Origin of the sequence: Paenibacillus vulneris (assembly GCF_039543185.1) — a bacterium.
In the GTDB taxonomy this organism is placed as follows: domain Bacteria; phylum Bacillota; class Bacilli; order Paenibacillales; family NBRC-103111; genus Paenibacillus_S; species Paenibacillus_S vulneris.
The window spans coordinates 828,524-855,055 of record NZ_BAABJG010000006.1; the positions used below are offsets into that span (position 1 = coordinate 828,524).

Annotated in this window: 23 protein-coding genes; 3 read left to right on the forward strand and 20 right to left on the reverse strand. The window is 46.2% G+C overall.

Going from position 1 to position 26,532, the window contains the following annotated elements; genetic code table 11:
• The first annotated feature begins 74 nt into the window (after positions 1 to 74).
• Positions 75 to 1,004, forward strand: a complete 930-nt coding sequence (locus tag ABEA66_RS09235; RefSeq protein WP_179136089.1) for a LysR family transcriptional regulator — start codon at positions 75 to 77, stop codon at positions 1,002 to 1,004.
• Between the two features lie 177 nt (positions 1,005 to 1,181).
• Here ABEA66_RS09235 and ABEA66_RS09240 read toward each other — a convergent pair whose 3' ends face one another.
• Positions 1,182 to 1,664 carry a hypothetical protein gene (locus ABEA66_RS09240; protein ID WP_079912002.1) on the reverse strand — a complete coding sequence of 161 codons (483 nt, stop codon included), beginning with the start codon at positions 1,662 to 1,664 and terminating at the stop codon, positions 1,182 to 1,184.
• Positions 1,665 to 1,833: 169 nt separating this feature from the next.
• On the reverse strand, positions 1,834 to 2,799 hold the full coding sequence (locus ABEA66_RS09245; RefSeq protein WP_192703931.1) for an aldo/keto reductase: 966 nt from the start codon (positions 2,797 to 2,799) through the stop codon (positions 1,834 to 1,836).
• A 242-nt stretch (positions 2,800 to 3,041) separates the two neighbouring features.
• Here ABEA66_RS09245 and ABEA66_RS09250 point away from each other — a divergent pair, with 242 nt between their 5' ends.
• Positions 3,042 to 4,448: a hypothetical protein gene (locus ABEA66_RS09250; protein ID WP_345587324.1), complete on the forward strand. Its 1,407-nt coding sequence runs from the start codon at positions 3,042 to 3,044 to the stop codon at positions 4,446 to 4,448.
• A 115-nt stretch (positions 4,449 to 4,563) separates the two neighbouring features.
• On the opposite strand, the gene ABEA66_RS09255 is transcribed toward ABEA66_RS09250, so the two are convergent.
• Complete coding sequence (locus tag ABEA66_RS09255) at positions 4,564 to 5,070, reverse strand: hypothetical protein (RefSeq protein WP_345587325.1); 507 nt, start codon at positions 5,068 to 5,070, stop codon at positions 4,564 to 4,566.
• Between the two features lie 81 nt (positions 5,071 to 5,151).
• On the opposite strand from ABEA66_RS09255, the gene ABEA66_RS09260 reads away from it, so the two are divergent.
• Positions 5,152 to 5,373: a helix-turn-helix domain-containing protein gene (locus ABEA66_RS09260; RefSeq protein ID WP_345587326.1), complete on the forward strand. Its 222-nt coding sequence runs from the start codon at positions 5,152 to 5,154 to the stop codon at positions 5,371 to 5,373.
• Positions 5,374 to 5,469: 96 nt separating this feature from the next.
• On the opposite strand, the gene ABEA66_RS09265 is transcribed toward ABEA66_RS09260, so the two are convergent.
• The 17 genes from ABEA66_RS09265 to ABEA66_RS09345 form a co-directional block, all read right to left on the reverse strand.
• Positions 5,470 to 8,496 (reverse strand): NACHT domain-containing protein, encoded by a 3,027-nt coding sequence (locus ABEA66_RS09265; RefSeq protein WP_345587327.1) that lies wholly within the window; start codon positions 8,494 to 8,496, stop codon positions 5,470 to 5,472.
• 62 nt (positions 8,497 to 8,558) lie between these two features.
• Positions 8,559 to 10,985, reverse strand: coding sequence for a DUF2357 domain-containing protein (locus ABEA66_RS09270; RefSeq protein WP_345587328.1), 2,427 nt, complete (start codon positions 10,983 to 10,985; stop codon positions 8,559 to 8,561).
• Positions 10,957 to 13,176, reverse strand: a complete 2,220-nt coding sequence (locus ABEA66_RS09275) for an MrcB family domain-containing protein (RefSeq protein ID WP_345587329.1) — start codon at positions 13,174 to 13,176, stop codon at positions 10,957 to 10,959. The genes ABEA66_RS09270 and ABEA66_RS09275 overlap by 29 nt, the downstream gene beginning before the upstream one ends.
• An 18-nt stretch (positions 13,177 to 13,194) precedes the next feature.
• The gene (locus tag ABEA66_RS09280) at positions 13,195 to 13,587 is read right to left on the reverse strand and encodes a hypothetical protein (RefSeq protein WP_345587330.1); all 393 of its coding nucleotides are present in this window, start codon (positions 13,585 to 13,587) and stop codon (positions 13,195 to 13,197) included.
• Between the two features lie 19 nt (positions 13,588 to 13,606).
• Positions 13,607 to 14,281: a restriction endonuclease gene (locus tag ABEA66_RS09285; protein WP_345587331.1), complete on the reverse strand. Its 675-nt coding sequence runs from the start codon at positions 14,279 to 14,281 to the stop codon at positions 13,607 to 13,609.
• Positions 14,282 to 14,674: 393 nt separating this feature from the next.
• Positions 14,675 to 15,244: a Swt1 family HEPN domain-containing protein gene (locus ABEA66_RS09290; protein WP_345587332.1), complete on the reverse strand. Its 570-nt coding sequence runs from the start codon at positions 15,242 to 15,244 to the stop codon at positions 14,675 to 14,677.
• 10 nt (positions 15,245 to 15,254) lie between these two features.
• Positions 15,255 to 15,917 carry a DUF5343 domain-containing protein gene (locus ABEA66_RS09295; protein WP_345587333.1) on the reverse strand — a complete coding sequence of 221 codons (663 nt, stop codon included), beginning with the start codon at positions 15,915 to 15,917 and terminating at the stop codon, positions 15,255 to 15,257.
• 356 nt (positions 15,918 to 16,273) lie between these two features.
• Positions 16,274 to 16,573: a PfkB family carbohydrate kinase gene (locus ABEA66_RS09300; protein WP_345587334.1), complete on the reverse strand. Its 300-nt coding sequence runs from the start codon at positions 16,571 to 16,573 to the stop codon at positions 16,274 to 16,276.
• A gap of 227 nt (positions 16,574 to 16,800) precedes the next feature.
• Positions 16,801 to 17,028, reverse strand: coding sequence for a hypothetical protein (locus ABEA66_RS09305; protein ID WP_345587335.1), 228 nt, complete (start codon positions 17,026 to 17,028; stop codon positions 16,801 to 16,803).
• Between the two features lie 24 nt (positions 17,029 to 17,052).
• On the reverse strand, positions 17,053 to 19,158 hold the full coding sequence (locus tag ABEA66_RS09310; protein WP_345587336.1) for an ADP-ribosylglycohydrolase family protein: 2,106 nt from the start codon (positions 19,156 to 19,158) through the stop codon (positions 17,053 to 17,055).
• Between the two features lie 16 nt (positions 19,159 to 19,174).
• Positions 19,175 to 20,335 carry an ADP-ribosylglycohydrolase family protein gene (locus ABEA66_RS09315; RefSeq protein WP_345587337.1) on the reverse strand — a complete coding sequence of 387 codons (1,161 nt, stop codon included), beginning with the start codon at positions 20,333 to 20,335 and terminating at the stop codon, positions 19,175 to 19,177.
• A 105-nt stretch (positions 20,336 to 20,440) separates the two neighbouring features.
• Positions 20,441 to 21,898, reverse strand: a complete 1,458-nt coding sequence (locus tag ABEA66_RS09320) for an extracellular solute-binding protein (RefSeq protein ID WP_345587338.1) — start codon at positions 21,896 to 21,898, stop codon at positions 20,441 to 20,443.
• Between the two features lie 33 nt (positions 21,899 to 21,931).
• Positions 21,932 to 22,816: a carbohydrate ABC transporter permease gene (locus ABEA66_RS09325; protein WP_345587339.1), complete on the reverse strand. Its 885-nt coding sequence runs from the start codon at positions 22,814 to 22,816 to the stop codon at positions 21,932 to 21,934.
• A 15-nt stretch (positions 22,817 to 22,831) separates the two neighbouring features.
• Positions 22,832 to 23,716, reverse strand: a complete 885-nt coding sequence (locus ABEA66_RS09330; protein WP_079911990.1) for an ABC transporter permease — start codon at positions 23,714 to 23,716, stop codon at positions 22,832 to 22,834.
• Positions 23,717 to 23,888: 172 nt separating this feature from the next.
• The gene (locus ABEA66_RS09335; RefSeq protein WP_345587340.1) at positions 23,889 to 24,797 is read right to left on the reverse strand and encodes a helix-turn-helix domain-containing protein; all 909 of its coding nucleotides are present in this window, start codon (positions 24,795 to 24,797) and stop codon (positions 23,889 to 23,891) included.
• Entirely contained in the window at positions 24,794 to 25,105 is a 312-nt protein-coding gene (locus ABEA66_RS09340) for a DUF4387 domain-containing protein (RefSeq protein WP_345587341.1), read from the reverse strand. Before ABEA66_RS09340 ends, ABEA66_RS09335 begins: the two co-directional genes overlap by 4 nt.
• Complete coding sequence (locus tag ABEA66_RS09345; protein WP_079911987.1) at positions 25,102 to 26,475, reverse strand: acyclic terpene utilization AtuA family protein; 1,374 nt, start codon at positions 26,473 to 26,475, stop codon at positions 25,102 to 25,104. The genes ABEA66_RS09340 and ABEA66_RS09345 overlap by 4 nt, the downstream gene beginning before the upstream one ends.
• Between the last annotated feature and the right edge of the window lie 57 nt (positions 26,476 to 26,532).

The following is a 26,532-nucleotide window of genomic DNA, read 5'->3' on the forward strand; positions in this document are numbered from 1 at the left end:
ATAGAACTGTAGATTTATCGAATGAATAATTTTCGCTTAATACATGAATTGTATTCATGTGGAAAAGAGGTTCTATGCTTAACCATCTTCAACTCGAAGTTTTTCTGAAAATCGTTGAGACCGGGAGTTTTACAAAAGCAGGTGAAAACCTGAACATGACGCAATCAGCAGTAAGCCACTCCATAGCTTCATTAGAAAAAAACTTAGGAGTGAAGTTATTTGAACGGGTCAATCGAACAATGAGATTAACCTCAGCCGGCAACGTGATCCTACCTCATGTCAGAGAGATATTTAATCAGGATTCCATTATCCTACAAAAAGCAAACAAGTTGCTGAATGTTGAGTTCGGTACAATTAAAATTGCTTGCTTTCCAAGTTTTATGACTAAATGGCTCCCAAATCTAATGAGATTGTATAACCGAAGATTTCCTAAAATTGATTTTCAAATTATAGAGGGAGATTATAACGAGATTACGGACTGGGTTAAAGACGGAAAAGTTGATATTGGATTTTCAATCGAGTCGGCAGACTTATGTTTTGAAGCATTTGTACGTGATTCTATGCTGGTCGTTTTGCCTGAAAATAGTCCGTTAAGTCATCTGTCTGACGTAAAATTAGAGGATATCGCCAAACTTCCTTATATCAATGTAAAAGGATACGAAAAACTATTGGATGAAATTTTGATGGGTACGGGGGTACGACTTAATGTGAAATACAATTTACACAACACTTATTCTATCATATCAATGGTTGAAGAAGGATTTGGTGTAACCATCTTGCCTGAGCTGGCTCTTCCGCGTTATCAAGCAAAAATTCATGTAAAACCTTTACAGCCGGCTTTCATTCGAACGATTGGATGTATATTTAGATCAGCTGAAACGTTATCGCCCGCAGTTAAGGCTTTTCTATCGTTTATTACTGAACAACTCAATTCGGGAGAAAATGACAAATCAGATGAGACGAATCTTAACAACAATCAGACTACTGCCGAAAAAACACCTTAGTTTTTACTGCGCTATGATGGTTGGTTTATGTTGACTACGCTGCATATTAGCACAACGAGGCTGTCCAAAAGGCAACCGAACATATTGATCAGCGCTATTATAATACCTGCTATGAATGCTCCGCAGCGTGAATACAGTGTTAGCTAATGTTGCTGACTTTATCAAGTTGCTAAGACTTCAAAACGAGCTATTCCCGCATGCCAGTGAGTTCCATGCCGCAATCTGGGCAATGGAACCGCCCTGCATCCCCGAGGGTGTAATTGCGCATATTTGTTTCGGCCTTGCACCAGCTCCAAACGTAATCACAGCTCTAACCTGCACAGGGCTTCCATTCACCTCGAATACAAGATCCGCATGGCCCGTGCAATAGCAACCGTCATCATATTCGGCACGAACGTTACTGAAGGATAGTAGTCGAACCCCTTCTTCTTCAGCCAGCTGCTTCCAAGCGCTTTCCTTACTGCCCGCGGTCTTCTGCCCTTCCCAGCCAAACAGTTCCGCAGCTCTGTCGTAGTTTTGCTCCTGGACTGCTTTCAGGAATGAAACGGTTTGCTTTTGTATAGCTATTGGGTTCCAAAACAAGGTTACTTTGTATAGCAAAAACATGATGCACAACAACAATCCCAAATAACCTACCGATTTCACAAGTAGTGGATTCATCTCTGTCCTCCCTCCATTCTATACTGTAGACGAAACGTACAGGGAAAGCGTTACGCTAATCTGCCCGGATTTTGGATATATACGTGTCATGGGGACCGGACCTATTTAGGAAAAAACGAAAGCTGGCTCCGTCGGGGGCCAGCTTATATGTAATTCCGCTAGTAATCTATTATTTGAATCGATTCGCTTCAGGATCTTCCGTATCATATTCGATCTCGGCTATCGCGGACCACAGCTCGGCAGGAATCGGGAATTGGGCCAGCTCTAACGTCTGAGCGACCCGCTCCGGCTTCGACATGCCTACGACCGTACTCGTGACACGAGGATCACGCATAGAGAACTGAAGCGCCGCGGCCGCCAGAGGAACATTGTATTCCTGGCAGATCTTCGCAAACGACCGTGCACGCTCAACCAGTAAAGGAGGTGCATCACTATAGGCATAGCGGGAATAGGCATCCGGACCTTTGGCCAGCATACCGCTGCCATAAGGTGCCGCGTTGATGACCGCAACACCCAGTCGATTGGCGACGTCAAGCAAAGGCTCAGCCGATCGATTGAGCAGCGTGTACCGGTTATGGGTCTCAACCGCGCTGAACTCTCCTGTTTCTACATAACGAATCAGCATGTCAACGGGACCGCCAGACATCCCAATGTGCTCGATGACTCCTTGATCCTTGAAGCTTTTCAATACCTCAAGGGGGCCGCCCGGTCCCATAACATTTTCAAAAGTCGTATGTTCGGGATCATGGATGTACACATATTGCAGACGATCTAGTCCTAGGCGCTCGAGGCTTCCTTCGATGGAACGTTTGATTTGCTCACCGCTGAAGTCACCTGTCTTTAAGCAGCGGTCCGCTTTGGTTGCAAGCACATAACCCGCCGGGAGTCCGCCATTCTCTTTAATGACCTTACCGATACGACGCTCACTCTCGCCATCCCCATAGGCCGCAGCCGTATCAAGGAAATTGATGGGACTAGCAAAAGCAGCACGAATCGTTGCTAACGCAGTCTCTTCTGGCGCGCTAAAAGCAAAGGTTTCAGGCATATCTCCAAGTGGAGCCCCACCTACACAAAGCGGAGAGACAAGCAGCCCCGTTGTGCCAAGTGGCCGATTTGAAAGCAACTGTTCCGACATAGAATGATTCCCGCTTCCTTTTATAAATTTGAAATCCTTTACAATTCAATAAGTATAGATTACCTAATCTTATTCAATTTCGTCAATTATTGAAAAGAAATATTCCTTGCGCATTCATTTGTGGTATAAACAAACACGAAATCCATTCAGCTGCTTATATATTGTATATTCACTGAATCAAAATAAAACATCTTCACCTAAATTGCGTCTAAATGGTATACAAGTATAAGGGAGGAACCAACATGAGGATGATGAGGAAAGTCATCGCCCTTGCAATAGCTGGAAGTTTATCTATTTTATCCTCAACAGTTGCCGCTGCGACAAGTCCCTTACCGGTGACCAAAGCTCCCTTTCCGGTTCAATTTAATGGCGTTTCCATTAACAACCAAACTGCGCAATACCCCCTACTGCTTTATAAGGACATTACGTATGTTCCAATGACCTGGGATTACTGCCAATCGCTCGCGCTGCAAGTTTACTGGAACCAAGAAAGCGGTCTTGCGATTACCAAATTACCTCCAAAAGGGATTGCCGTCAAACCAGAGGCTGCTTCTCATGTTGAAAAATTACAAAATGCCTCTTTACCCGCTTTCCCTATCACAGTAAACGGTAAGCCCATCAACAATTCTAATGAACCTTACCCCATATTGGTGTACAAAGATATTACCTACTTCCCGCTGACCTGGAGATTCGTTCATGACGAATTTGGATGGGTAACGCAATGGGACAGCACCGAAGGACTGCGAATTGAAACGGATCAAGAACAGATTCTTACCAATATTTTTTATGAGGATGATTCCTATCTCTACCTGGATACAACAACTTCGGGATTTATCAAAATCGCCAAGGCCCTGCAAGCGGATCCGATCCTGCTTAACAACAACGAAGTCGAGACAATAAGAAAGCTTGCTGATACATCATCGGGAGTAATAATCAATACCTTTGAAGGCGATAAGGATAAAACAATAGAGCGGGTTGAAAACATGGTCCGGTACCGTGGTATCGACATCATGGATCTTGCAGCTGTTCATTCTGTTCAAAACAAACCACTAGGGTTTGTGACTTCTATTGGAGCAGATACCGAACTAATTGTAATCGGTGCCCGAAAAGACGACGCAAATTCCGAAAAGTGGTGGCAAATGTACCCGGTGTTTTACAGCTTTATTCTTACTAAGGGCCAATCACCCAAGCAAATTCCCGGTATGACACAGCTTCCAAGTCGAATTATGAATAAGAAGGATGGATCTATTTGGATTGTTAGCGACGCCGATCCTCTGAAGACCTTTAGGCCAACGAATACAGCATCACAAGTTGGTCTAATTGAACCTAATGGGGATATTCGTGGATTCAATGCTGAATTAAATAGTAACGATGTCGAGATCGTCTCACTTCAAGAGAATCGAGTCATCCTAAAAGCATTTAGCAATCGGTTTAGTCCAGATTTAGTTAAAGAAACCAACGGTTTTTATTCCGTGGAAAAGAATTTCAACACGAATAAACTAGCTGATCTCTCTATACATTCTGCTTATATAGATTCGAAAGGTAACCTATACTACATCAATAAAGGAAACGCCATTACATCTGTCAATGCGAATGTAACATGGCGTAGGTATGATTATGAATTGAAAAAATTATTAAGTGTTGAGTGATCGCATGTTCGGAAACACCGGGAGCCTGACTTTGAAACACTTATCACTTTGGCAAATTAAAGCTGGCTCTGTTGGGGCCAGTTTTTTAGTGTACCAAATTCACCTATTAAGTCATTTAGCAGTTTGTAGGCAGACTTCCGTAGACCACTAAATAGAACAGCATCCTTTCGTATTTCCTCAGATCCTTCTTCTCTTCAGCTATATGCCTCCTCAACATTTCACCACGGCTAGGAACAGATACGGTGTAGTAAGGAGTCAGACTCCTATGCACCCATCGTTTAGCAAGCTCCTCTTCTGGCAATCCTAGTAATTGTTCCTCATAGATTCGGATGTCTCGCCTGGTGTCGTTAATCAGATGCAGCAGCAGTGATTTCAGTGTATCTGTATTCTCTATGTACTCTAACAGTGAGCCATACCAAATATCCAGCTCCTTGTAAGGGCCTGTTTCTCCGTGAGGTCGGTAAAGGACATAGCTGCCTGTTCCATCGGCTTCTATGGTTATGAAGAGATCGAAGAATTCGGTATTAGGTTCTATGTCTATGCATTTCTCGATGGCTTGTAGAGGTATCTTTGAAATGAAATATTTCAGGGGGATCACCTCGCACAGAGTAATGTTACGCATTTGCGTACCAATAATAGTTTTATTATATGGTACGTTTTTGCGTATAGCAATACCTAAACCTATGCACGGTTGGTGATCCTTTTGGGCAAAAAAGTCATTGTTAACTTATCCAAACTAACGCAGAAGCACAATATTTCTCTACGGGAGCTTTCTAGGCTATCTGATGTTCGTCACGCTGCATTAAGCGAGCTTTCTACTGGCAAGAGGGAAAATATTAACTTTAGTCATATTGAAAGAATTGCCGACGCATTAAATATTGAGGATATTAGGGAGATTATAGATTTGATTGAGGTTGAGGATTAAGAAATTTGAATTGGGCAAGAAAGGGGAATAACTGACCTCTGATCCAGTTATTCCCCTTTTATAATTGTGCTCCACAAGGAGAAAAGTCTAATAATTTTAGGCTCTATCCAACCCTAACCATTTTTCTTCCATTATAGCCAGAAGTGTACTGGCTTTGTCGAAATTATGATTAGGCATTTGTTCTTGAGGCCAGTTCCCTATTGCGTGTAGTCTATTAAAGTATAACCATTTAACAAATCTTAATCTACCCGAGTTAGACTTAAACATTACAAAATACTCTGCAATAGTTTCACGTCTAATTTCAGATTCCTTAAAATGTGGTTTTACTTTTTTTAAAAGTTTTATATCTTGTATTAATCGATAACTTGCTTTAATCAAATTAAAAATAATAAATAATGATATTAATCCGAGGGCCATAGAAATAACCAAGTTTTTCACATCATTTGACATCGAACTTAAGAAAAAAGAAATAAAATATATTGGAATGGAAAAAATAAGTATAAAAGTGACTATTGTTAGTAAGTTTATAAAGTACCTTTTTTCCCAATTAATAATTATATATGGAATATAATAAAAAGATTTACTCCATGGAAGCAGAAAAAAAAGCAAAATAACTACTACTATATTAACAATAATTTGACCTGAGATCTGCATATCAAATGAAAAAAAGTTTTGCAAGAAATAATTTTTATCTAATAAGTTAGAAGCAAACAATAAAATATACCCGGAGCGTAGAACAAACAAGATGTTGATATTTCGAACTGTTTGCGAGTTGCTACTGGTATTTATGAGGCTTATCAAGCCCCAAATCAAAGTAAACAAAATAACTAGGAGTGAAGTTACGACTAAACTTATCTTAAAAAAGAGGACATGGCAAAGTGCTATTGAGGTTATGCATCCCAAAGTTTCAATGTAACGCAATAATCCATATCGATAGATGGATTTAAAGCCATTTGATAATCCTAGAGAAAATTTTAGTTCGTGCCATTTTTTTAAAAACTCAAAATAGTGAATACTATCTACATATCGAATCATCCTATGTTTTAATTCTTTACTAATATTTGTTAAGTGACGACAAGATCTTAAGGCTGTCTCATTAATCCACTCATTATTTTTTAGAAATGATTTGACAATGGCCTCATCAACCTGAGCTTCATTTATTAACCCCACAGCTTCAACGGCTAATTTAACATTCAAAAGATTTTTAGCATTTGTAATCTGAGTTGAGATTAATCTTGATAATTCATTTTGGAATGAAGTTATACAATTCTTTCTGCTTCTGAATGCTTCTTTTAAGAAACGAAGACAATGTATAGCGCGGAGAGTAAACTCATTACTGGTACTCATAGAATTTGATATTTCTTGCCAACAACGTTTCGAAATATTTATAGCTTCATTATCACTAGTTAATTCACAATATAAAATAAGCGCATCTCTCCAACGAGAATCTGAAGGAATGTAATCAAAAAGCTCACTTGCATGCTTCTCCCTTAGTAATTTCGTCGAAATAAAGAACTCGTTAAATCTACGATGTACAAAACTAAATCTCTTAATATGGCCTGATCCAATCCTACCAAGTTTAGCATTAACCAATATATCAACAATACATTCTATATCCCATTGAGGCAGGGAACTTTTTAAAATTTCAATTGGTGCTTCTAACCCAAGTTGAGGTGTCTTAAACATAACTTCTGCGATGTCAGCTGCAGCTTCTGTAATTTGGTCAGGTGTTAAATGATACTTCTCCATTCTATCAGCACATTTTTTAAGTCTTTTCAATAAATAATTAGAATAAAGTTCCGATTGATTCTGAGGTAACAAATTATGCTCTTTGTAAAAACTTGATATTAATATACAGTGAAATGGATTCATTGCGAGTGGTATAAGCTCTTGTCTCTCCGTAAAAATTTTTTTAGTTACTTTTTCCGCATCTGCATGCAAAAACTTATCCAAGCAATAAATTATTTTCCTTTCATGAAAGGAACGTATCTCAAGAACAGTATCTGCTTGATATTTTGGTGAAGGGCGTCTAAATATTCTTGATGCTAAGATCCCCCTAGATTCGTGTACACCTGAGAATAATATATTTATAGCTTCCGAAAGCACATCAATGACTTTAGAAGATTCATCAACGTCCATAAGAGCAGAAATTTCATCAAACGAATCTAGAATGAGGAATACGTTCCCATTCTCTAACATAGGTTTATAAAAATCATTTAGAAATTCATTACCATACGAATCAAATCTATCACTTAAGTTCTGTAATATAAACTTATTTAAAGATCTATATAATTCTTGTGCTGAGGGAAAATTTTTTTCTGAAAAGTCGTTTTCTATAGTCCAATCTTTTAAATTTATATAGAAAGGTACTTTCTTAGTCTTTTCTATTTCCTTTAGAAGTTCTAATACAAGCATTCGAAGAGCAATACTTTTTCCTGAACCGGGGTCCCCTAGAAGCAAGAAAGACTTACTATTATTTTCTTTACGCAGAGCTGCTAGCAAATTTAATACTTTCTTTTTTACGATTCCATCATTTCTAATTTCAACATCAGCATCCAGAGGAGTGTAATATTGTTCGCTCCAATTAGTATCCGAATCCAGGTTGGTTATATCTTTGAACAAAGTACGCTTTAGTAACTTCAAACTTTTATTAAAATCTTTTTTAGGAAAATCGGTGCTAGCCACATGATCTTTCTCTTTCATTACTGTTCGATCACTAGCAAAGTAATTTACAAAAAACATTACTATTAGCATAAATACTAGAACTGAGTACACTGATATTGGAGAAGAATAAGGATAATCTTTAATTGGAAGTGTGGTATTATTTTGCACAAATAAAAAAATCGGTTTAATTACTAAATCCAATTTTTTCCCCCACAACCAAGAAGAACCTGATATTATAAGTGCAATTTGAAGGGTATACATATGTACTCTAGTGCGCCCATTTCGCTGAACTGTCCAAATGTTTTTTGTTATCAGTAGTAGTGTCAGTATAAAGAAAATCATTAATATCGTCGCTAGCCAACCTTTGAGTATAAATGTAATTACTACGGAAACCAATGATATAAGAAATACACTCAAAAACAATCGTTGTCTTCCATCAAAATTCATAAAAAAGCTCATACATTCCACCTTTACTCTTTTCATTTTTTATGTGTTTCATAGGTGATCAACGATTAAGTATTCTACTCCTCCACCCTCATCCCCAACACCCGCTTCGCCACATCCACATGCTCATGATCCAACTGAACCTTCACACGGCCTTGACGGCGTTTCTCCCGCCATTCCTTCAGCTGCTCGTCTGTCTCTAACTTCAGCTCAGCCAGCTCCGCGGCGCGGTCGAACATATACTTCGAGGTGTAGAGGCTTGTTCGCACACCTTGTCCGCCCGAGAGGATCGGTCGTTCCCGCTCCAGCCATTCCGCTACGCTGAATTTAACATACAGCTTATTCTCCATCCCGCGCCTCGCGGGGCGTTCGGTAATTTGGCCGCGTCGGACCACCTGCCAGCCAATAATCTTTCCATAGAGGAAAATCCCTTGGTGCCCGGGGTCGAACAATGCTTTCGATTGGTACACGGCAATATACTCGAGCTGAGTCAGCACCTTGTGGTCAGTAATATTTTCAAGCGGCATATGGTAGTAGAGGTTCTGCTTCATAAGCTCCAGCTGCGATCGTTCTCTCATCGATCCGATGATGACGTTTTTCCCGCTGAACTTGTTCTGATAGTAATCCGATGTGCCTCGCGGGCGAGTCGAGCGTTCGTAGGCTTTTTCAGGGCTGTCCAGGATCAGCTCATCTAGGAATTTCTCCATCAAACTCGTCGAATTCGGTAGGAACGGGAAAGCGCCTATGTTGATCAACTCAATACTTTTGTAAAACCGATGCTTCTTAAACTGCTCCTCATCCCCATAGGGAAAAAGCACATAAGCCCCAAACATGCTGCGCTGGAACTCGCTAGAGCCCTCCTCTTGGTACACGATCGCATCCCGATAACGGTGCATCGTATTAATATCGTCCTCCTCCGGCCCGGGAAGTCCATTATATTTTTCATGGTAAAGCGTGCCCTCATAGGCTGGGTTCAGCCGATACTTCGCATCGAATACATACTTATACACCCGCTGCTGCTCATCCGCGTCATGCTTGCGCAAAGTAAGTACATTATCTGGTCGCTGCGACAAAGTCGGGATTTCTTTCTTATCCTCAGAAGGGAGGGAATTGTAATGCAGAGTAAACCGTTCGCCATTACGAGGATTCTCATAGACCATACTGGCTTTCTGCGATTTGTCGAGTGTGACGAACAAGCCACTTTGATTAATCCGGATCACATCCTGCTTCACCAGCTTATATTTCTTGCTTAGCAGATCATGGATCTTAAGGAAGCACCAGTATTCATACAGCTGCGCCATATCCTTCATCGATAACCGGAACAAATCTCCCTGAATAGACAGCCCCTTCATCAGCATCAAGTAAATCCGATACACATCCCGATAGCCCGCAGCCATCTGCAATACCAACGACACCGACATCTGCCTCATACTACCGACTCCACGCAGGAAGTCCGCCTGCAGCAGCCTAAGAAGCTGAGTCTGCATTCTTGCTATTTTTTCCAAGAGTAACGGATCGACCTTACGATCCTTGCTAGACAACCGGCTGCGCACCTGCTTCAGCTTGCTATCGATCCGCTCCAGCATCCATCTCAAAAATCGGTTCTCACCGGTATCGTAATCCAGCTTACCCTTAGACTCCATCAGCTTCGTTGGGGAATAGGGACGCCCTCCGATATGCAGAGCACCATGTGCCTCATCAGGAAGCAAATACTGCGGGTTACGGGTTAGAAAAGCAATGTTTTCCTTACCTGAACGTTTCACTCTGGCCGCGTCCATGACCCTGTGCTCTTTATATAATCGATGATGCGGAGCATTCTGAATGCGTTCGAACGATACAACCAACTGCTGGAATACATGCTGCAAAATCGTAAAAAACTCTGTCAAGCTCTGGTTCTGGGTCTCTCGTAGCCCAGTCATTTGGTAGGTTTTGCGCAAGAAGTCGAAAGACAAATTATAAATCTGCTGATTCACATCGTTCAGAATCGCTTGGTAATCGCTCTTGTAATCCAGCTTGGACGGAAAAATCTCCAATCGAACGCTAAGCCCAGGCTCCCCATCCACCCAGACCTCCAGATCGGTATAACCGACCTCATTCTGAAAATTCAACATCCCGGATAAAATCTGACTCCGATGCTGCTTAATCGCATTTCGCAAATAAATATTTTCGTGGTGGAACTGGAGCCGATGCTCCCCTTTGTTGTAGATGACCAGCTCATACGTCTGCGTCTCGTAAAAGCAAGGCGTCACCTTCTCCTTCAGCGCATCGATCATCCTTCCTTGCTCAGGTGAGTACACTTGAACCGATTGAACTTGAACCACCGAAGACCGCGGCACCGCTTCTAATGTAGCTTCAATCCAATCCTGCGATTCCGTCCGATGCAAGCCCAAGGTCTCTACCGTAGGATGAAAAGGCCTGCCCTGAATGTACAGATCGAATAAGTTCGTCTCAATACTCAGCAGCTCTACCGTCTGATTAGGAAAGCCAGAACGAGGTGAATCCATCTTCTTCTAACCTCCGCAGCATATACGCTAGTTTCCGCGCACTTTGAGGATAGACGGCCGGCGGTGCTTCCGCATAGCGTCTCCATGGTTTGTACAGTTCGGATGCGTCGTTCATCATCTCTTCGGTGCTTTTTCTCTGATTCGTACATAGCAGCATGAGCTCGATCAGGACCCGCTTAATAGACTGGCTGCTGCCCTGGATGCGCGGCAAAATCTTTTGCAGCAATTGCAAATCGAACGCCTGCTCCTTCGACATGAGACCAAACCGCTGGTTATATACCATGTAAAAGCACACCGCATCCCGAACACGGAATCCAATATGTGCATGAATTTCTTCTAGAATCCGGTTGATCCTGACCAGCTTCTCGGTCGTGTTTTTGATCAAGTCCGTGTGGTCTCCGTAAGCATCCTGCAATTGCAAATAATCCATCCGGATAAAAGACGAAGGTACCGCTTCCGCCGCGGCACGCTCAGTAACCTCTTCCATCCCCGGGAAATCTTGCAGTTCTATGTAGTTGAACTCTATCGTATTCGCTCGGTCCAGCACCTTTTTACTGAATGGATGCGTCGTTTCGTCCATATTGACCGTTCCAATAATGAACACATTGTCAGGAATATTTAAGTTCCGAGTAAAATGTCCCAAACCACTCGCATTCAGTAAGTCTTGAGCAACCAGCGCATCCGTCTGAATCCGATCATTCTGCCAAGTTTGGGTCTCGAGAATACTGAGAATATCGCTAAAATAATGCTCCACCCGTGCGAGGTTCATTTCATCCAAGCATATGAAGAACGGCTTGTTCCGGTTCTCCGGTTTCGTAGCTTCAATCAAAATCTCAGTAAGTCTTCCAGGACGGAACACTCCAGACAGGTCCTTGTACCCGAGCAAATCTGAAGGATCACTCCAATCCGGCCTTACCGGAATCAGCGAGAACTGTCCATTATCCCCTGTCGCACCAACCGCCTCGGCAAAAAGCTTAACCAGCTTCGTCTTCCCTGTACCCGAGATCCCAGCCAAAATGACGAAAGGCTTTGTCTTCAACGACAGATAGAAATTCTCCAGCAGCAGCGTAGGGTAAGAAAAGCCCTTTCGCTCAATATACCCTTTGATCTGAGCTAGCCGATTCGATACTGGCAAGTGATCCAATTCGAGCTGCACCTCTTCCTCCTCCATGTCCTCTTCCATCGGTGTTTGTTCTCCTTCGGCTACAGCTTCTACGTAGGCTTCGTAGTTTTCCAGCATATTTCGCAAATCTGCTACGAGATCCTCATTATTGGGAAGCTGCGTAGCTTCATATCTAGCATAGGCTACGGTTGAAACCTGGTATGCTTCACCTATACCCTTGGTAGTGAGCTGAATATTCTCATCCTTTTGGAAACGGTCCAGAGGCACCATCCCGCGAATTTCTTGAACCTTATCTCTCAGCAGTTGGTACCCGATCTTTTTGCCTTCTTTTAATGGTTCCGTAACGCCTTGTGCTAGAGTCAAATACACAGAACTCATATCGTCCGAAAACAAATATACGACATAGACTCCAAATTGAGTCGTGCTTGTAATGCGCGGATCCATAATGGCAATCCAAGGAATGTCAGCCCAGTTCCCCTGTCCAACAGAGCCTTGCACCTTATACTGCTCACCTATGAAAGATAACGCTCTTAGTTGGTTTGGAATTGTCTGCCGAACAAACTCTCCCAAGGGATGCTTTGCAAACGGTTGGCTCTTGGAAGTTAAGTATTCAGCAAGCACTCTAGAGAGAAGTTGAGATAAAGGCACATGATTAGTCATTTTGCTATAAAAATCCTCGATCTCTCGTTCTGCATACTCTCGAAGCTCCTGGATCACATCGGATCTCATCTCTCCCCAAATCTCCGGCCTAAAACCAATGGATTGTCCATTATCTATAATGGTTAGCACCGAAGATAAAGCATCTATTGGAGTATGAATTAATAGATTCAATTGTGCTAAAGTCATTTGCCCCCAAGAATTCGATGACTTCACAGGTGGCTTCTCTACTACAAGCCCTTCTTGCTCCCGCTTCTGGTAAAATGCCAAAAACCGCTCCTTCACATCCTTGAGCGGCACGACAGAAGCTTGTTGTTTGGATAGTTCATCTAATAAGGATAGGACGAGTACCATTTTGTATGATTTCTGCTTATTTCTGAAAATCCCGGATAACATTTCTGGTAATGACATGGTAATCCTCCGTATTTTTTATCTATGGTTGGATTGGTGATCGAAACAATAGATTTGACCATGGAAACGATCTGGTTTACTCAAGCAGAATTGCTTTACTTTGTCGCTTACGGTTTTGCCGCATGTTACGCACATATTAAGATCATTTACGCTGGATGAGCCTGTAGAGTTTGAGACATTCTCTACTCGTTCAATAGCCACCTTCTTCTTACGCTGTGCTATCCATACAACAAATCCAACTCGCAGTAACAATGCAATAACTACAGCAATGATGGCATAATTCAGCTCGGGCATGTTTGTTGTTGCATGAAATTTTTCCTCGAATAACCACAGTAAGATTTTGCAGGTCACTAAAAATCCTAATGCACTAAATAACATTGTTGAGATTGATTGTTTCTTTCTTCTAGCCATATGTCAAACCTCCAATGAATTAAGAAACTCCTCTTTTGGCCTTCCATCTCTTAAGCCGATCATCCAGCATCAGTCCGTTGATTAGTTGGATATTCAGCTTATCCGCAGCTTCTCTAGCCGCTTTAGTGAAGTTACTTGTCGTAACAATCCAGGCATCGTAGCATCCATGCACCTGTTTGCCAGATTTAAGCCTTAGTACAATATCATTGCCTACATCCTGCTTCCAGCGTTTGCATTGCACGGCTATTTTGTAGCCCTCTTTTCCCTTTAAGATCAGATCCACTTCGTGGTCACCTGAGCCACCTACACGCTGTACTTGATAGCCTTGGTCTTTGTAATAAAGCTCCATTAATCTTTCAAAATCTGTGCCGGATAACGTATGTACGTTGGCTTTCATAAGATCAAAATCAGACAGTTGGGCTCTACCCGATGAGGCTGATTTCGTTTGCTTAGTCTTAGCTGTTGAAGGATTCCTTTTTTTGGAGGTAGAGACTTTTTTCTCGCTTCTTCGTTTCCTTGTCCATAGTGCTCCGCAAATTTCTGCAATAAAGAAGCTCACTATTAAAATTGCAGGGAGAGCCCACCATACATTTCTAAGGCCAGTATAGTAATACACCGCCAGGCCTATGAGAGCTAAAAAGCCTCGTAACAAATAGGCCAATTGTCTTCCTTCCGCTCGATACGTCCGTGCCATTAGTCACACTCCATTTTGGTATTGTTTATATGCATTTCGACATGGATGGATAAATTCCTACAATTATCCAGAAAATGAGCAAAAAAAAAGAACCCAGCAAACGGGGCACAGGTTCCGAGATTTTGGTGATTTTTTAGGGGGTGAGAGGTAAGGAATATCTGGGTATAAAACCTTGTGTGGTAAGGGTTTGGGCGATTTTCTGAAAATGAAGTGAATACATTTTCAATTCGCCGCGGAAAGGCGAATCGCTCATTCCCTATCAGAAATCTTACCGTTTCACGTAACTCCAATTACTATTCAGCGTAGTTTAAAAGCACATTTTCAAGGGGGTATAGATTTATGTTCTCAAAAACATAAAGGACGCCCGAACTGGAGCGTCCTTACAATCCCCTTTTATCCAACTTGTCTAACCCAGTCACGAATAGAGGTTCCGATCCTTTCTATATCCTCATTTTGTAACTCTCCGCTATGCATAATTACATTTCTGGATCTCTCAAGAGTATTTATTAACTGTCGTACCCACTCGATTGAATGCAGATGGGGTTCAAAGATTGTCCAATTCTGATGAATGATCGATGTTAGATCACCGAAATCCGTATAATTTATATAGGAGTCTCCTCTTGGGGTATGCCACCTAATTTTATTCTCCTCCTCCCTTCTTGAATGTGCCCTTGTTCTAATCTTCTCTGAGACTGAGGTTTCCCACCAGGACTCACCTACTGACTCTAATAATAATTTAGATATAAAGTCTCGCACCGTATTTTCAAATGCAGCAATAACAGTATATACCGTTGCCATTCTTTTAGCCCTCGCCACAAAAACTTCATCCAGCAAGTCCACCGATAATCTTTCAGCTACTATAGGATCAAGTTCATTATAATTATGCTTTACTCTACCCGTCCGATCCAGCGCTGACTCAGTAAGCAGTCCCTTGAAGACAAAAGAATATAGTTCCTTTTCCATAGATTGCCCCCTAATAGAGATGCTCCTTCAAACTTCTAAAAATAGCATCATACACTTGAGGATCCCTTGTTTCTGGCAAGATTATTTGAATATTGTAATGTAATTCTGGCTGTACTCCACCTTTACTAACAGCACCTCTAGGGGCTGCTTTTGGAGTTGGCTGATGTTGAGCGCTTTCTGCATACCCGACGTCATTTTGGGTTTCATCCTCCTGCTTTTGTTCCTTAACTGAATTTTCAGAAACAGGAGCACTAAAATCTGCATACTCACATAAGCCCTTAAAAGTATTGGACATAAACCGAATTACATCAGCTGATTTCTGACCCTGCGTTAGGGTTTTCAGTTTATTCGTTACTTCTTCTATGGACATTAGGTGGGCACGTTTGTTAATTGCAAACAAGTCCGAGTATGCATCTTTTATAGCCTCTGCTAGAACAACTCCTGACTGGGTTTGATCAAGAAAATCATAGTAACGTTGCGTTGGAACTCCGCTTTCATCAATGAACTGTAATGCTTTTAATACGCCAATAAATAATCTATCATTTGAACTTGAAAACTCTAGCTGTTGGAGGAACTTTTGGGTAAATCGCTCAGGTGCCTTTGCCGAAATAATGGCATTAAATAGAGCGCTCAGATTCTTAGTTGTCATTAAATAGGCTTGCGGTAAAGACATATTTATGCCCCCTTATTAACAATCCATAGCCTAATAATAACAAAATTTTCAATACGTTAGTATACTCCAAATATCTGAGCAATAAAAAACTTGCCGTACTTGCGGTAGGGTTCACCTCACTTAATCCTAAAAACGACTCTACAGCCTGTTAACAAAGCGCCAACTTCGATCGCTTATCACTCTATCTAATCTCCAAAACAAAAAAATACTTGGAGCCTCCACAACAAAAGCCATCCCCCCACAACAACGAAGAATGGCTTCCCTTATCTCTCTACTTCCCAATCTCCCAACCCCAGGAATCGCCTCCTGAGACCCCTAGTCGGGTCAAGTCACTGCAATAGCCGGGGCCCTCAGCTCTAAGTCCACGGCTTCATCCAACTCTTACCTGCGATAATCATCTCGGCCAGCGTCCCAGAGAACGTATCCCCCGCCGCGGCGGTGCCAACAGCCGCCACCTTGCGAGCCTCTTTATACGCATGCTCCGTCCCGTTAAAGTACTCGATCCTCTTCTCGCCCAGCGTAATGAGAGGGTCCAATATCCCCTTGCTCTGCAAAACATTCAAAGCGCGTAGAGTGTCGTCCGTACTCCGAATTTCTACACCCGTGTAAAGGCGGCACTCAATTTCATTCGGCGTGAAATAATTCACGCCACGCAAAATCTCGTTATCTAACAGTACAGCTGGCGCAGGCAGGATTCAGGAAGATCGGCACCTTGCCCTTCAGCATACGGACCGCTTCATATACCGTCTTCATCGGTATCTCCAGCTGAAGCATGACAGCGGCAGGGAGAGAAGCTCCTGCTGGCAGCCGCGGATGTAATCCGGCGTGACTCGATGGTTAGCACCGCAGTCCAGGATGATGCTGTTATTGCCGTTACAGACCGTTAATAGCGGCGACACCTGTAGCAACGTTCGGCACACGCATCATGTAATCGATGTGACGCGTAGCCCGAAAGGCCGTCCAGCAAAGACTGGCCGAAGAGGTCATCGCCGACTTTGCCCATGAACCGGGTGTCGGCCTGGTTGGCTCCCTTGCCATCAGCGGAGAGGAAGAAGCCCTCTCCCTGCATCGTCTCCCCAATATCGGGGATGCGGCTCGTGCGCATCACCATATCGCTGCCCAGGACAGCATTGGCCTATAACTCTCTCACTCTAATATCGCTATAATAAGCTCTCGCAACACCTAGCGTACTTACCCCATACATGCCATATCCCCATGTATCGTCCGTATGCGTCAGCACTTGCTCGCCGTTAATGCTGAGCGTAATTGTATTCCCTTGAGCTGTTACCTTCAAATCATACTCCTGATTGAACTGCCAAGCATAGCTGGCGGATACGAGCTTCTTGTAGCCGAAGTCGTTGATATAGATCGCGACTTGGTCCTTCCCGTCGAAGCCTGCGTGGTAACCGCGCATAGCGCCCTGGGCGCGGATGGCTACGAGATGGGAGTCGCCGATCTGCGGGTTGATCTTCACCGACACGGAGTAATCCCGTGCGAAGTAGCTGCCTGTATACGCCTCGCTAGGCTCAGCGGTCATCAGGTACATCGTGCCGTCGACCAGGCTCCAGGCGCCGTGGTTGTGGGCGAATGGCGTCACGCAGCCGAAGTCCATCGACTGCTTGCCGAAGTCGATGCGGTAGTCCGCTTTGCCGTAGATGCGGAACTCGTCGATGAAGACGCGGCCAAGGCTCTTCGGCTTGCGGGTCGAATAGGCTTCGAGAACGATGCCGACTTCGTCGATCAGCTCGCCTTCGGAATCCGGGATGTCGAACTCCACATGAATCCATTCCTGATTCACGAGCTTGATGTAGCCTTGGACGAGCTCCTTCTTGCTCTTGGCCAAGCGGACGTAAGGGGCGATGCCCATCGTTTCATTGCCGCTCCATTGATCGAGGTAGATGTTCATCGACACTTTCTGGCCGGAATAGGCACGCGGCGCGAAGGTCGGCGAGTACCGCTCGTCGCTGAAGTCGTCGCGGGTATAGAACGGCTTGTAGAATACTTTGGATTTCTCCCCGCGGACCATACGGTCGAAAACGACTTCGAGGGAGCCGGTCCCCTTGAACGCTTTTTCCGTAGAATGGCGCGCTTGGCAGAAGAACGGATCGGACACGCGAATGTTATGGGTCGAGCCCGGCAGCTCGAAGTCGAAGTAGACTTCGTCCTCCTTGAAGCTGTCCAGAAGCTCTTGCGGGCAAGGCTCTTTCGCCAGACGGTAACCTAGAATGGTAAGCTCTTTGGCATAGCTCGGAATGTCCAGAATGTTGAGATAACCGGAAATACCAGACATAACGATAGAGTCGTTGATTGGCTTGCGGTATTTGTCCGCGATGCCTTCCAGTCCGACGGCTACGCCGAGCACAGTGCCGACATTGCCTGCGTTGCAGTCGGTATCCCAGCCGCACATGGTCGCGATCTCGACGGTGCGGTTGAAGTCGCCTTGGCCGTAGATCATCGCGAGAACGCAGACACCTGCGTTCGGGATGATATGGCAAACGCCTTTGTATTTATCGTAGCCCCAGTCTCTTTCCAGCATATCCCGGCAGGCGCGGAAGTCGTCCGGATGCTCGGCGTGGAACGCCAGCACGGCTCTAGCCACCTGCGCGTAGAGTGAGTCCGCAGGAATCTGCGCAAGCCCCGCTTCCATAATCTCGTTAATATCCGAGGTTAAGAACGCTTGGGCAATCGCCGCGCAGAAGAATCTCGCGCCCAGCACGCCTTCGCCGTCATGGGATACACGGGCTGCGGCTTCGCCGAAGTCGGCGGCCTTCTTAGGGTTGCCTGGATTCACCAGTCCCCAGGTATCAATAAAAATTTGCCCGCCGATCTGCTCGGCAATGATGAGTCCGTTCTGCTCGATGGAGCCGGATTGCGGCGCCGGGATGCCGTTCTTCAAGTTAATGAAGGCGGTATGCTCGGTGCTGACGCCGTAGCCGCCCCACCAGAACATCCCTATGCCTTCACGGGCATAGTTCAGCCATGCGCGAGCAACATCGTTCGGGGTCACATCCCGATCTACAGCATCGTCATAGAGTGCGCGCAGGAAGTAGTAAGGGCCGTTCGCGTCGTCGTCGGCCGCGAAGTTTTTGAATTCCTTAACGTAATCGGTAATCTCACCGTAAGTATTTCGAATACGTTCATAAGTCCAGATGGTCGGCTCAACCGGGGCACCCAATCGGATGCCTATATTCATGCCGAGGTAGCCGGAGTATACTTTTTCCAAATAATTGGTAGGAGTCATGATAAGTCCACCGCCTTTATTGTATTGAACGAAGCAGCTGTTGCCTGCGCTCGTTAAACTGCACATCTTCTTGAAGGATGGCCGAAGCCGCTTCGACGAATCGGTTGCACTGCGTCTCGAAATCCTGCTTACTCGCTTCCTCCAGCGCAGCGATCTCGTCACCTGGAATCGCCTGCACACCCTGCATCGCTCCGAGAATCGCGCCGATCATGACGCCGATGGAGTCCGTGTCGCGCCCGGAGCTGACGCCGTCCTTGACCGCTTCCAGCAGATCGCCGTCGTGCAGCACGATGTAGCCGAGCGCGAGCGGCAGCTCCTCAATGGAGAACAGCCGGCTTGGCGTGTAATGGTTCGACGGGATGCCGAGCTTGTCGATGCTGCGGTTGACGTCGTCACCCATCGGGGAGTACGGAGCGATCGCTTCGTGCAAAGCCTGCACGACCTTGCTCCGCTCCTGCTTCACTGCCCGAAGCTCCAGCGCCTTCGCGCATACATCGTGAATCGCCCGCTTCGTCCCGTCCTTCGCATAGCGAAGCGCCGTATCCACGATGTCCTGCACGGTCGCGCCCGGCTCGAATGCCTTGGCGACACAGGCCGCCAGCACCCCCGCCGCTTCCAGCCCATAGCTCAGCTGATGGCCGGAGGCGAACAAAATCGCTTCATCGTAAGCCGCCTTCGGATTGCATGCATTCACCATGCCTATCGGAGCTATGTACATAGCCGCTCCGCAATTGACCATATTGCCGTAGCCGCCCTCGCGCGGCTCGCAGTTCGCCAGCACATGGCGGTTAAAAATATGCTTCTCCGGATAAAACAACCGATCCAGAATCAGCGCTTCCCGCCCGAATTCGGGAATATATCTCGGGCGGAACGCGATTTCTTTGACGAATTCATTGGCCATGTCGTACGCGTCCAGATGGCGGCGCTCCGTGCAGTACACATTCATCAGCGCCAGCGTCATGAGCGTATCGTCCGTCACGATGCCCTGCCCCCTCATTCTGCCGAGCCTTGACGTCTCCGGCCAATCCGCCTTCCACCACTTGGTCTTGACCGTCTCAATCCGGCCGTATTGCTCCTTAATCTGGGCATGGGTCATTTTCTCCACAACCGCCCCCATCGCATCGCCGAAGGCGGTACCGAAGACGACTCCTTTGACCCGGTCTGCAAAAAAAATCATGAGCCTGCTCTCCCATCCATACCGGGAGTGCGAAGCCGGCAGCCCCTCACTCCGCAGCTTTTTTATCTGATTCTGCCTTGCCGCTTCTAAGCTAAGCCAACGGTTTTACTTGATCGTTTTGTTGGCATACTCGGTCATTTCCTTGCCGCCAGCCGCGTTCCAATCCTGTACGAATTTATCGAAATCGGCGATCGATTTCTTGCCTGTAACGACGTTCGCGGCGAATTCCTTATACAACGCGTTGCAGGCATCCCACTTGGCAGCCAGCTCGGCAGGGATGATGAAGCTGTTGTCCTTGGAGGACATGGATGCCATCATCTCCAGCGACTTGGCAGCCGGCTCGGACAAGTACGGTGTCGATGGATCGAATTCTTTGTCCGGCTTGAAGTTCACCGTCGACTCGACAAAGCGCGCATACCATTCGGCGAATTTATCCGTTAATTTGATTTTGTTATCTACAATCTTGTACTGCTCGCCTTCTACGCCGAGCTTATCGAGCATTTGTCCTTTGGGGCTAGCCAGGAACTCCAGTACGGCGAAGGCCATTTCCTTGTTCTTGGACGTTTTGCCGATAGCGAAGCCGCGGCTTTCCTTGCTGACGTCAACCGGCGTATAGCCTTGGCCCTTGCCTTTGGCTGGAGGAAGCGGCATGATTTTCGCGTTCGCGCCATTTTGGGACATGGTTTTATTATTGTAAATATCGATAACCTTCCCCTGCGTACCGGCGATTAAGGCTGCTTGACCGTCGTAGAACGCTTTTTCCTTCGTATCCCATTTCTTCGTCAGGAACTCCGGATCGAGCAGGCCTTCTTTATACAGCTTCGCGTAAAATTCCAGTTTGTCTTTTTCGAACGAGGTCGTTTTGCCGAAAGCATATTTGCCGTCGGAGCCTTTGATCCACGTCGAAGTCAGACCGAACGCTTGGCCGAAGGTCGCATCGAGCTCATCCAAGGTGCCTGCGGTTGTGTAGGCGAACTTGGCTCCGTTCTTGTCCTTCACTTCCTTGAGGAAGGTATAGTAGTTGTCGATCGTCGGATTCGCGAGCAGATCTTTGCCGGAAGCGGTTTTGTTCAGCCAATCCTGACGAACCACCGGAACCGAGTTACTGGTCGGAGACAGCCAGACTAGATACGGATAGTTCTTCGTTCTTTCCTTGTTGTACTCATTCATGGATGCTTTGACATAGGTGGATTTCTCGATGTACGGTGTCAAATCCTCAAGAATTTTTTGCGTCACCGCGAACTGGTAATCCCCGCCCTGGAAGTAGATCAAGTCGGGAATGTTGCCGCTTTGCAGCAGCAGCCCCAGCTTCTCGGAGTAGGTACCGCTCTGTACGGGAACGATCTGCAGCTTCACATTTTTCCCTTCGGCCTTCATGCCCTCTTCAATGCTTTTGAGCAGCTTGTCGTCCGGGGTCAAATCTTTATCGACAATCGTAATGGTCACAGGCTGCTGTCCGGATGCACCTTGTGCCGAATCGGCCGGAGCCTTCGTATCGCCGGAGCTGCAGGCGGTCGTTACCACCATTAAGCCGGCTGCCATTAGGGTGAACATTTTTTTCATTTCTGTCTTCCTCCCCATTGATCTGAATTGGAATTATTCTTTGACGCCGCCATCCATGACCCCTTTGGTGTAATATTTCAGGATGATCGGATACAGCATGAGAATCGGAACCATCGCGATAATGATTGTAGCCGCTTTCAACGATGAGAAATCGAGCTGGGCAATGTTGTTGTTCTTCAATAGATCGGCCGCACCGACCAGGGTTGTCGTGTCCCGCTCAACGACGAATTGTCTCAGGAGCACCTGCAGCACCGTATTTTCCCGGCTGGACAAGAAAATGCTCGATTTGAAAAACTCATTCCATTTGGCAATCGCATAGAACATCCCTATCGTTAACAGCGGAATGCGCGCCAGCGGCATGACGATTCTCATGAACAGGGTCATATGCCCCGCTCCGTCGATCTTGGCTGCTTCGATTAAAGAATCCGGGATTTCCTCCAGAAACCGCATCATAATGATCAGATAATAGACGTTAATCATCCGGTACAGCACCATCGCCCACAAGCTATCCAGCAAATGCAGGTCCTTGACGACCATGTACTCCTGCACAATCCCCGGCTCAAAAATCATAATGATGATAAGAAAGACCATGATCGGCGTTTTGAAGGCCAGATGTTTGCGGGTCAATACATAAGCAGCAATCGTCGTAAAAAAGATACTCAAGCACGTGCCGACCACCGTAATAAACACCGAATTGAGCAGCGCTCTCCCGACAATCGGGTTGCTGAGAACGACTTGAAAGTTAATGAACGAGAAGCCTCTCGGCCATATTTCGTAACCATGCAGCAGATATACCTTGGCCGGATGGGATAAAGCTCTCGCCAGCAGGTTTATGATCGGGACGAACATCGTTAACGTAATCAGCGTCAGAACCAGCCCGATGATCACTTTGGGAACGGTAAGCCTTCTTTCAAGCATGATCTATCCACCTCCTTACCATGCGCCTTTGTTCGTTAGTTTCTTCGAGATAAAATGCGTGGACAGCACGAGCACGACGCCGATCAAGCTTTTGAACAGGTTGGCTGCCGTTGCGAACGAATATTGCCCGTTGATCAGACCGACGCGGTATACGTACGTATCGATAATATCGATTTGGCTGTTGACGGAATCGTTCGTGAAGTTAAGTACCTGATCCAGCCCGGCATTCATAATAAAGCCGACATTCAGGATAAAGATAGTCACCATCGGCACATACAAGTGCGGCAGCACGATTCTCGTCACGATATGCCAGCGGCTTGCTCCATCGACGTAAGCGGCTTCATATAGACTGGGGCTGACACCCATAATGGCGGCTAAGAAAATGATCGAGTCCCAGCCGATACTGCGCCAGGCTTCACTTGCAAGCAGTACCCAGCGGATGCTGTCTTTGTCGGTGAGAAAATCTTTGGCCGGCATGCCGAGCGCCTTCACGAATTCATTGACCGCCCCGGTCGACGGAGACAGGAACTCGAACCAGATGCCTGCAATAACGACCCACGATAAAAAATGCGGCAAATACGACACGACCTGCACCGCTTTACGGAACTTCCCGTTGGCGAACTCATTCAGCATCAAGGCAAAGCAGATCGGGATCGGGAAAATAAGGAACATTTTCATCGCGCTTATGATTAAGGTGTTCTGCAAGACATTAGCGAAAACCGGAGTGCTGAACAGCTCCTTGAAATATTTAAGACCGACGTACTCGTGATCGCCGAGAATGCGGTAATCGTAGAAGGCCAGCTTCATGCCGATAATCGGCCATACGTGGAACAGCACGAAATAGATGATGCAGGGAAGCAGCATAAGATACAGTGTTTTATCTGCCCACATTCGCTTCATTCTAGTGTTCACTTGGTCATTCTCACCTCTTGTCTGGTAAAATTCTAAGCTGATTGTTAAGCTGCCTTAACGCTCAACATGAAAGCGCTTATTTCCACTCATTAAATTGTAATGAATTACGGCGATTGAGTCCTCTTCAATTCACTTTAATTCTTCTCAAAAATAGCTATTCTCACAAAGTGAGTATATATTTTCTGAATTCTTTTGGCGTCATTCCTACAATTTGTTTAAACGATCTGTAGAAGGAAGCATGGCCCTGAAAGCCGCATGACAGGTACACTTCGGTAATCGATACATTGGGATCGCTCAATTTCTTTTTCGACTCGTGAATGCGAATTTTGGTTAAATATTCTTTGAAGCCCTCTCCCATCGTTTCTTTAAATAAATGATAAGCCCGGGACGTACTCAAAGATAAACTGGCTGCCAGATCCTTCAGCTGAATATTTTCATGATATTGATGGTGAATCAACCCAAGAGCCGGCTGCAATTTCTTATAGGCCTGCAACGAGCGGTTCCACTCTTCCGCAGGTATCTCTTTGGCATAATGGCGGAACAGATGAGTGCATACTTGGATCAATAATCCTCGAACCATGCTCGTGTACGCCCGGTCCTGCTCCTGCATTTCGCTCCAAATGTCTCTCAGAAGCGCTCCAATCTGTACGGCTGTCTGCTGATTCCCATCGATTTTATTCACAAAATACGGCGACTTCATAAAGAACGGGGCTAACAGTTCATTCTCCCCTCCATCTATCAAAGAACCGTCAAACTTCAAGAAGTGAAACTGGCATGGCTTCAAGGGATCGGATTGCGCCCGATGCTGTTCCATATGACTCACAACGAACACATCGCCTGTGTTGATCTCATATCTCTTATCCTCAAAGTGAAAAAGTCCCTTCCCCTCCATGCAATATCCAACCTCAAACGAGGTGTGCCAGTGGAACGGTTCCATAAAAATACTCGGCATCCAGCGTGAAATATGAATGGGGAAATTTTTGTTCAGATTATAATCCCGCTTCACTATAAAGCCGGGTGCGGCAGCGCTCGTGCGAACAGATGGGTCTGCTGCCTCGTTCACTTTCATAGGTTCACTTCCAGTTCCATCAGCGGCGCGTGCTGCTGGGCTCCGTAGACGTCGCGGTCGAGGAACGTACCGGACGATACTTTGCGGGAGAACGTAATCTTGAACCCGAGCGCCTGATCGAAAAATACGATATGTGTAATGCTCTCCTCCGGAATGTTGTAGAGCCGGGATACGAGCGGCTTGGTAATCAGCTCCTGCTCCTTGACTCGGTAGTACATAGCGGGATCGGTGAACAGCACATCGACCGTAATTTCAAAAGGCCCGCTGTTCTTGCTGCGCATAACGGCTGCTGCGTCATACAGCTTCATGGCTGCACCTCCGTATATTCGATAGGGAACATTTCCAATCCATCGGCAACCTCCATCAAGTGGTAGACGGAAAATTCATACACGGCGCCGAACGGCACATCGCTTGGGGCAAAAGGAAACGCCAGATTGCCTGCCGTCGCTTTGCGTCCTTCATAGCCGTAGTGCAGGAAGGTCGATCTCACCGAGCTGCAGATCGCATTCGCCAGCTCCTGCGTCTTCGCCACAACCTCGAATACAACGCCCAACTCATGGGCGGGAGTACGCTGCGGCTCCAGCTCGCCGAGCACGCCGTTCAATCCATAATTGATAAAATGAATGCGGTAATCGTCCGGCGCAATCTCGCTGTAGTAGTCTCTGACCTGCTGCTTCACAAGCTCCTCTACCTCTTCAATTCGGGAGATCAGCAGAGGATCGCGCACTCCCGCTACGACGAATGTCCGGTAAGCCACCTTCATGGCGCCTTCCAGCTTGATCTTGTACACCGGCGTCTCTTCGATCCGGCTGCCTCTCACTTCGACGCTGCCATCACCCAGCTCGGTGAAGGTGCACTGCTCAAGGTTCAGTATCATTCCCGGCCCGTGCAAAATGTACGGGTGATCCTTCTCGTAGAACGTATGGGCGGCGACCGATACGGCTGTGCATTTGCGGGCGTCGCTCAGCGGCTGGACGATGAAGGAATCTCGCTTGAGCGTTCCGAGCATGCTGTCCTTCGTCGTCCCCGGCTCTGCCGATAAGGCGGCGCATTCGAGGATTTTGCCGAGATGATAGGCGAGCGCCGTATCGAAGCCGTGGTACATCGCGACCGCCGCGAACGGCGAAGGATCATAAGCGCGGCCACAGACGATGATATCTGCTCCGGCTGCAAGAGCTTCGATGATCGGCTCGTGGCCCATCTGCGCGACGATGCGGCTGGTCGCCTCCAGTCTTTCCTGCGTCAGCGGCGCTACCGACAAGCCAAGCGGCTCGCACTGTCCGGCTTGCTGCTTCGCTGCCACAACCTCATGGGGGATATCCGCCCATATGGTGGCGAGCTTGACTCCGCCGATCGCGTGCTCCTGCAGGATCTCCATAATGATCGACTGTGTCCATTCCACATGGACCTTCGCCCCGCTTCCTCCGGCAGAGCCAATGATGACCGGGATGCCTGCCTTAACGCCTTCCGTAATAATGATCTCCAGGTCCTTCTTGCAGGCCTGCCTGCTGACAATGGCCGTTCCCGCGCCCAGCTTGTGAGGCCCTGCGTCGGTGGAACCGGCATCCACTACGATCGCATCCGGCTCATGCGCCATGCCTTTCAGGAAGGACGCCTTGGGAAAACCGTACCCCAGCATGCCGCAAGGGGCCAGTATTTTGAATTGTTCTTTTGTCATATATTCCCTCCATTTGTCCAAGCTGCATCGATGTTGTGTTTGGTGTTATTGCTGCTC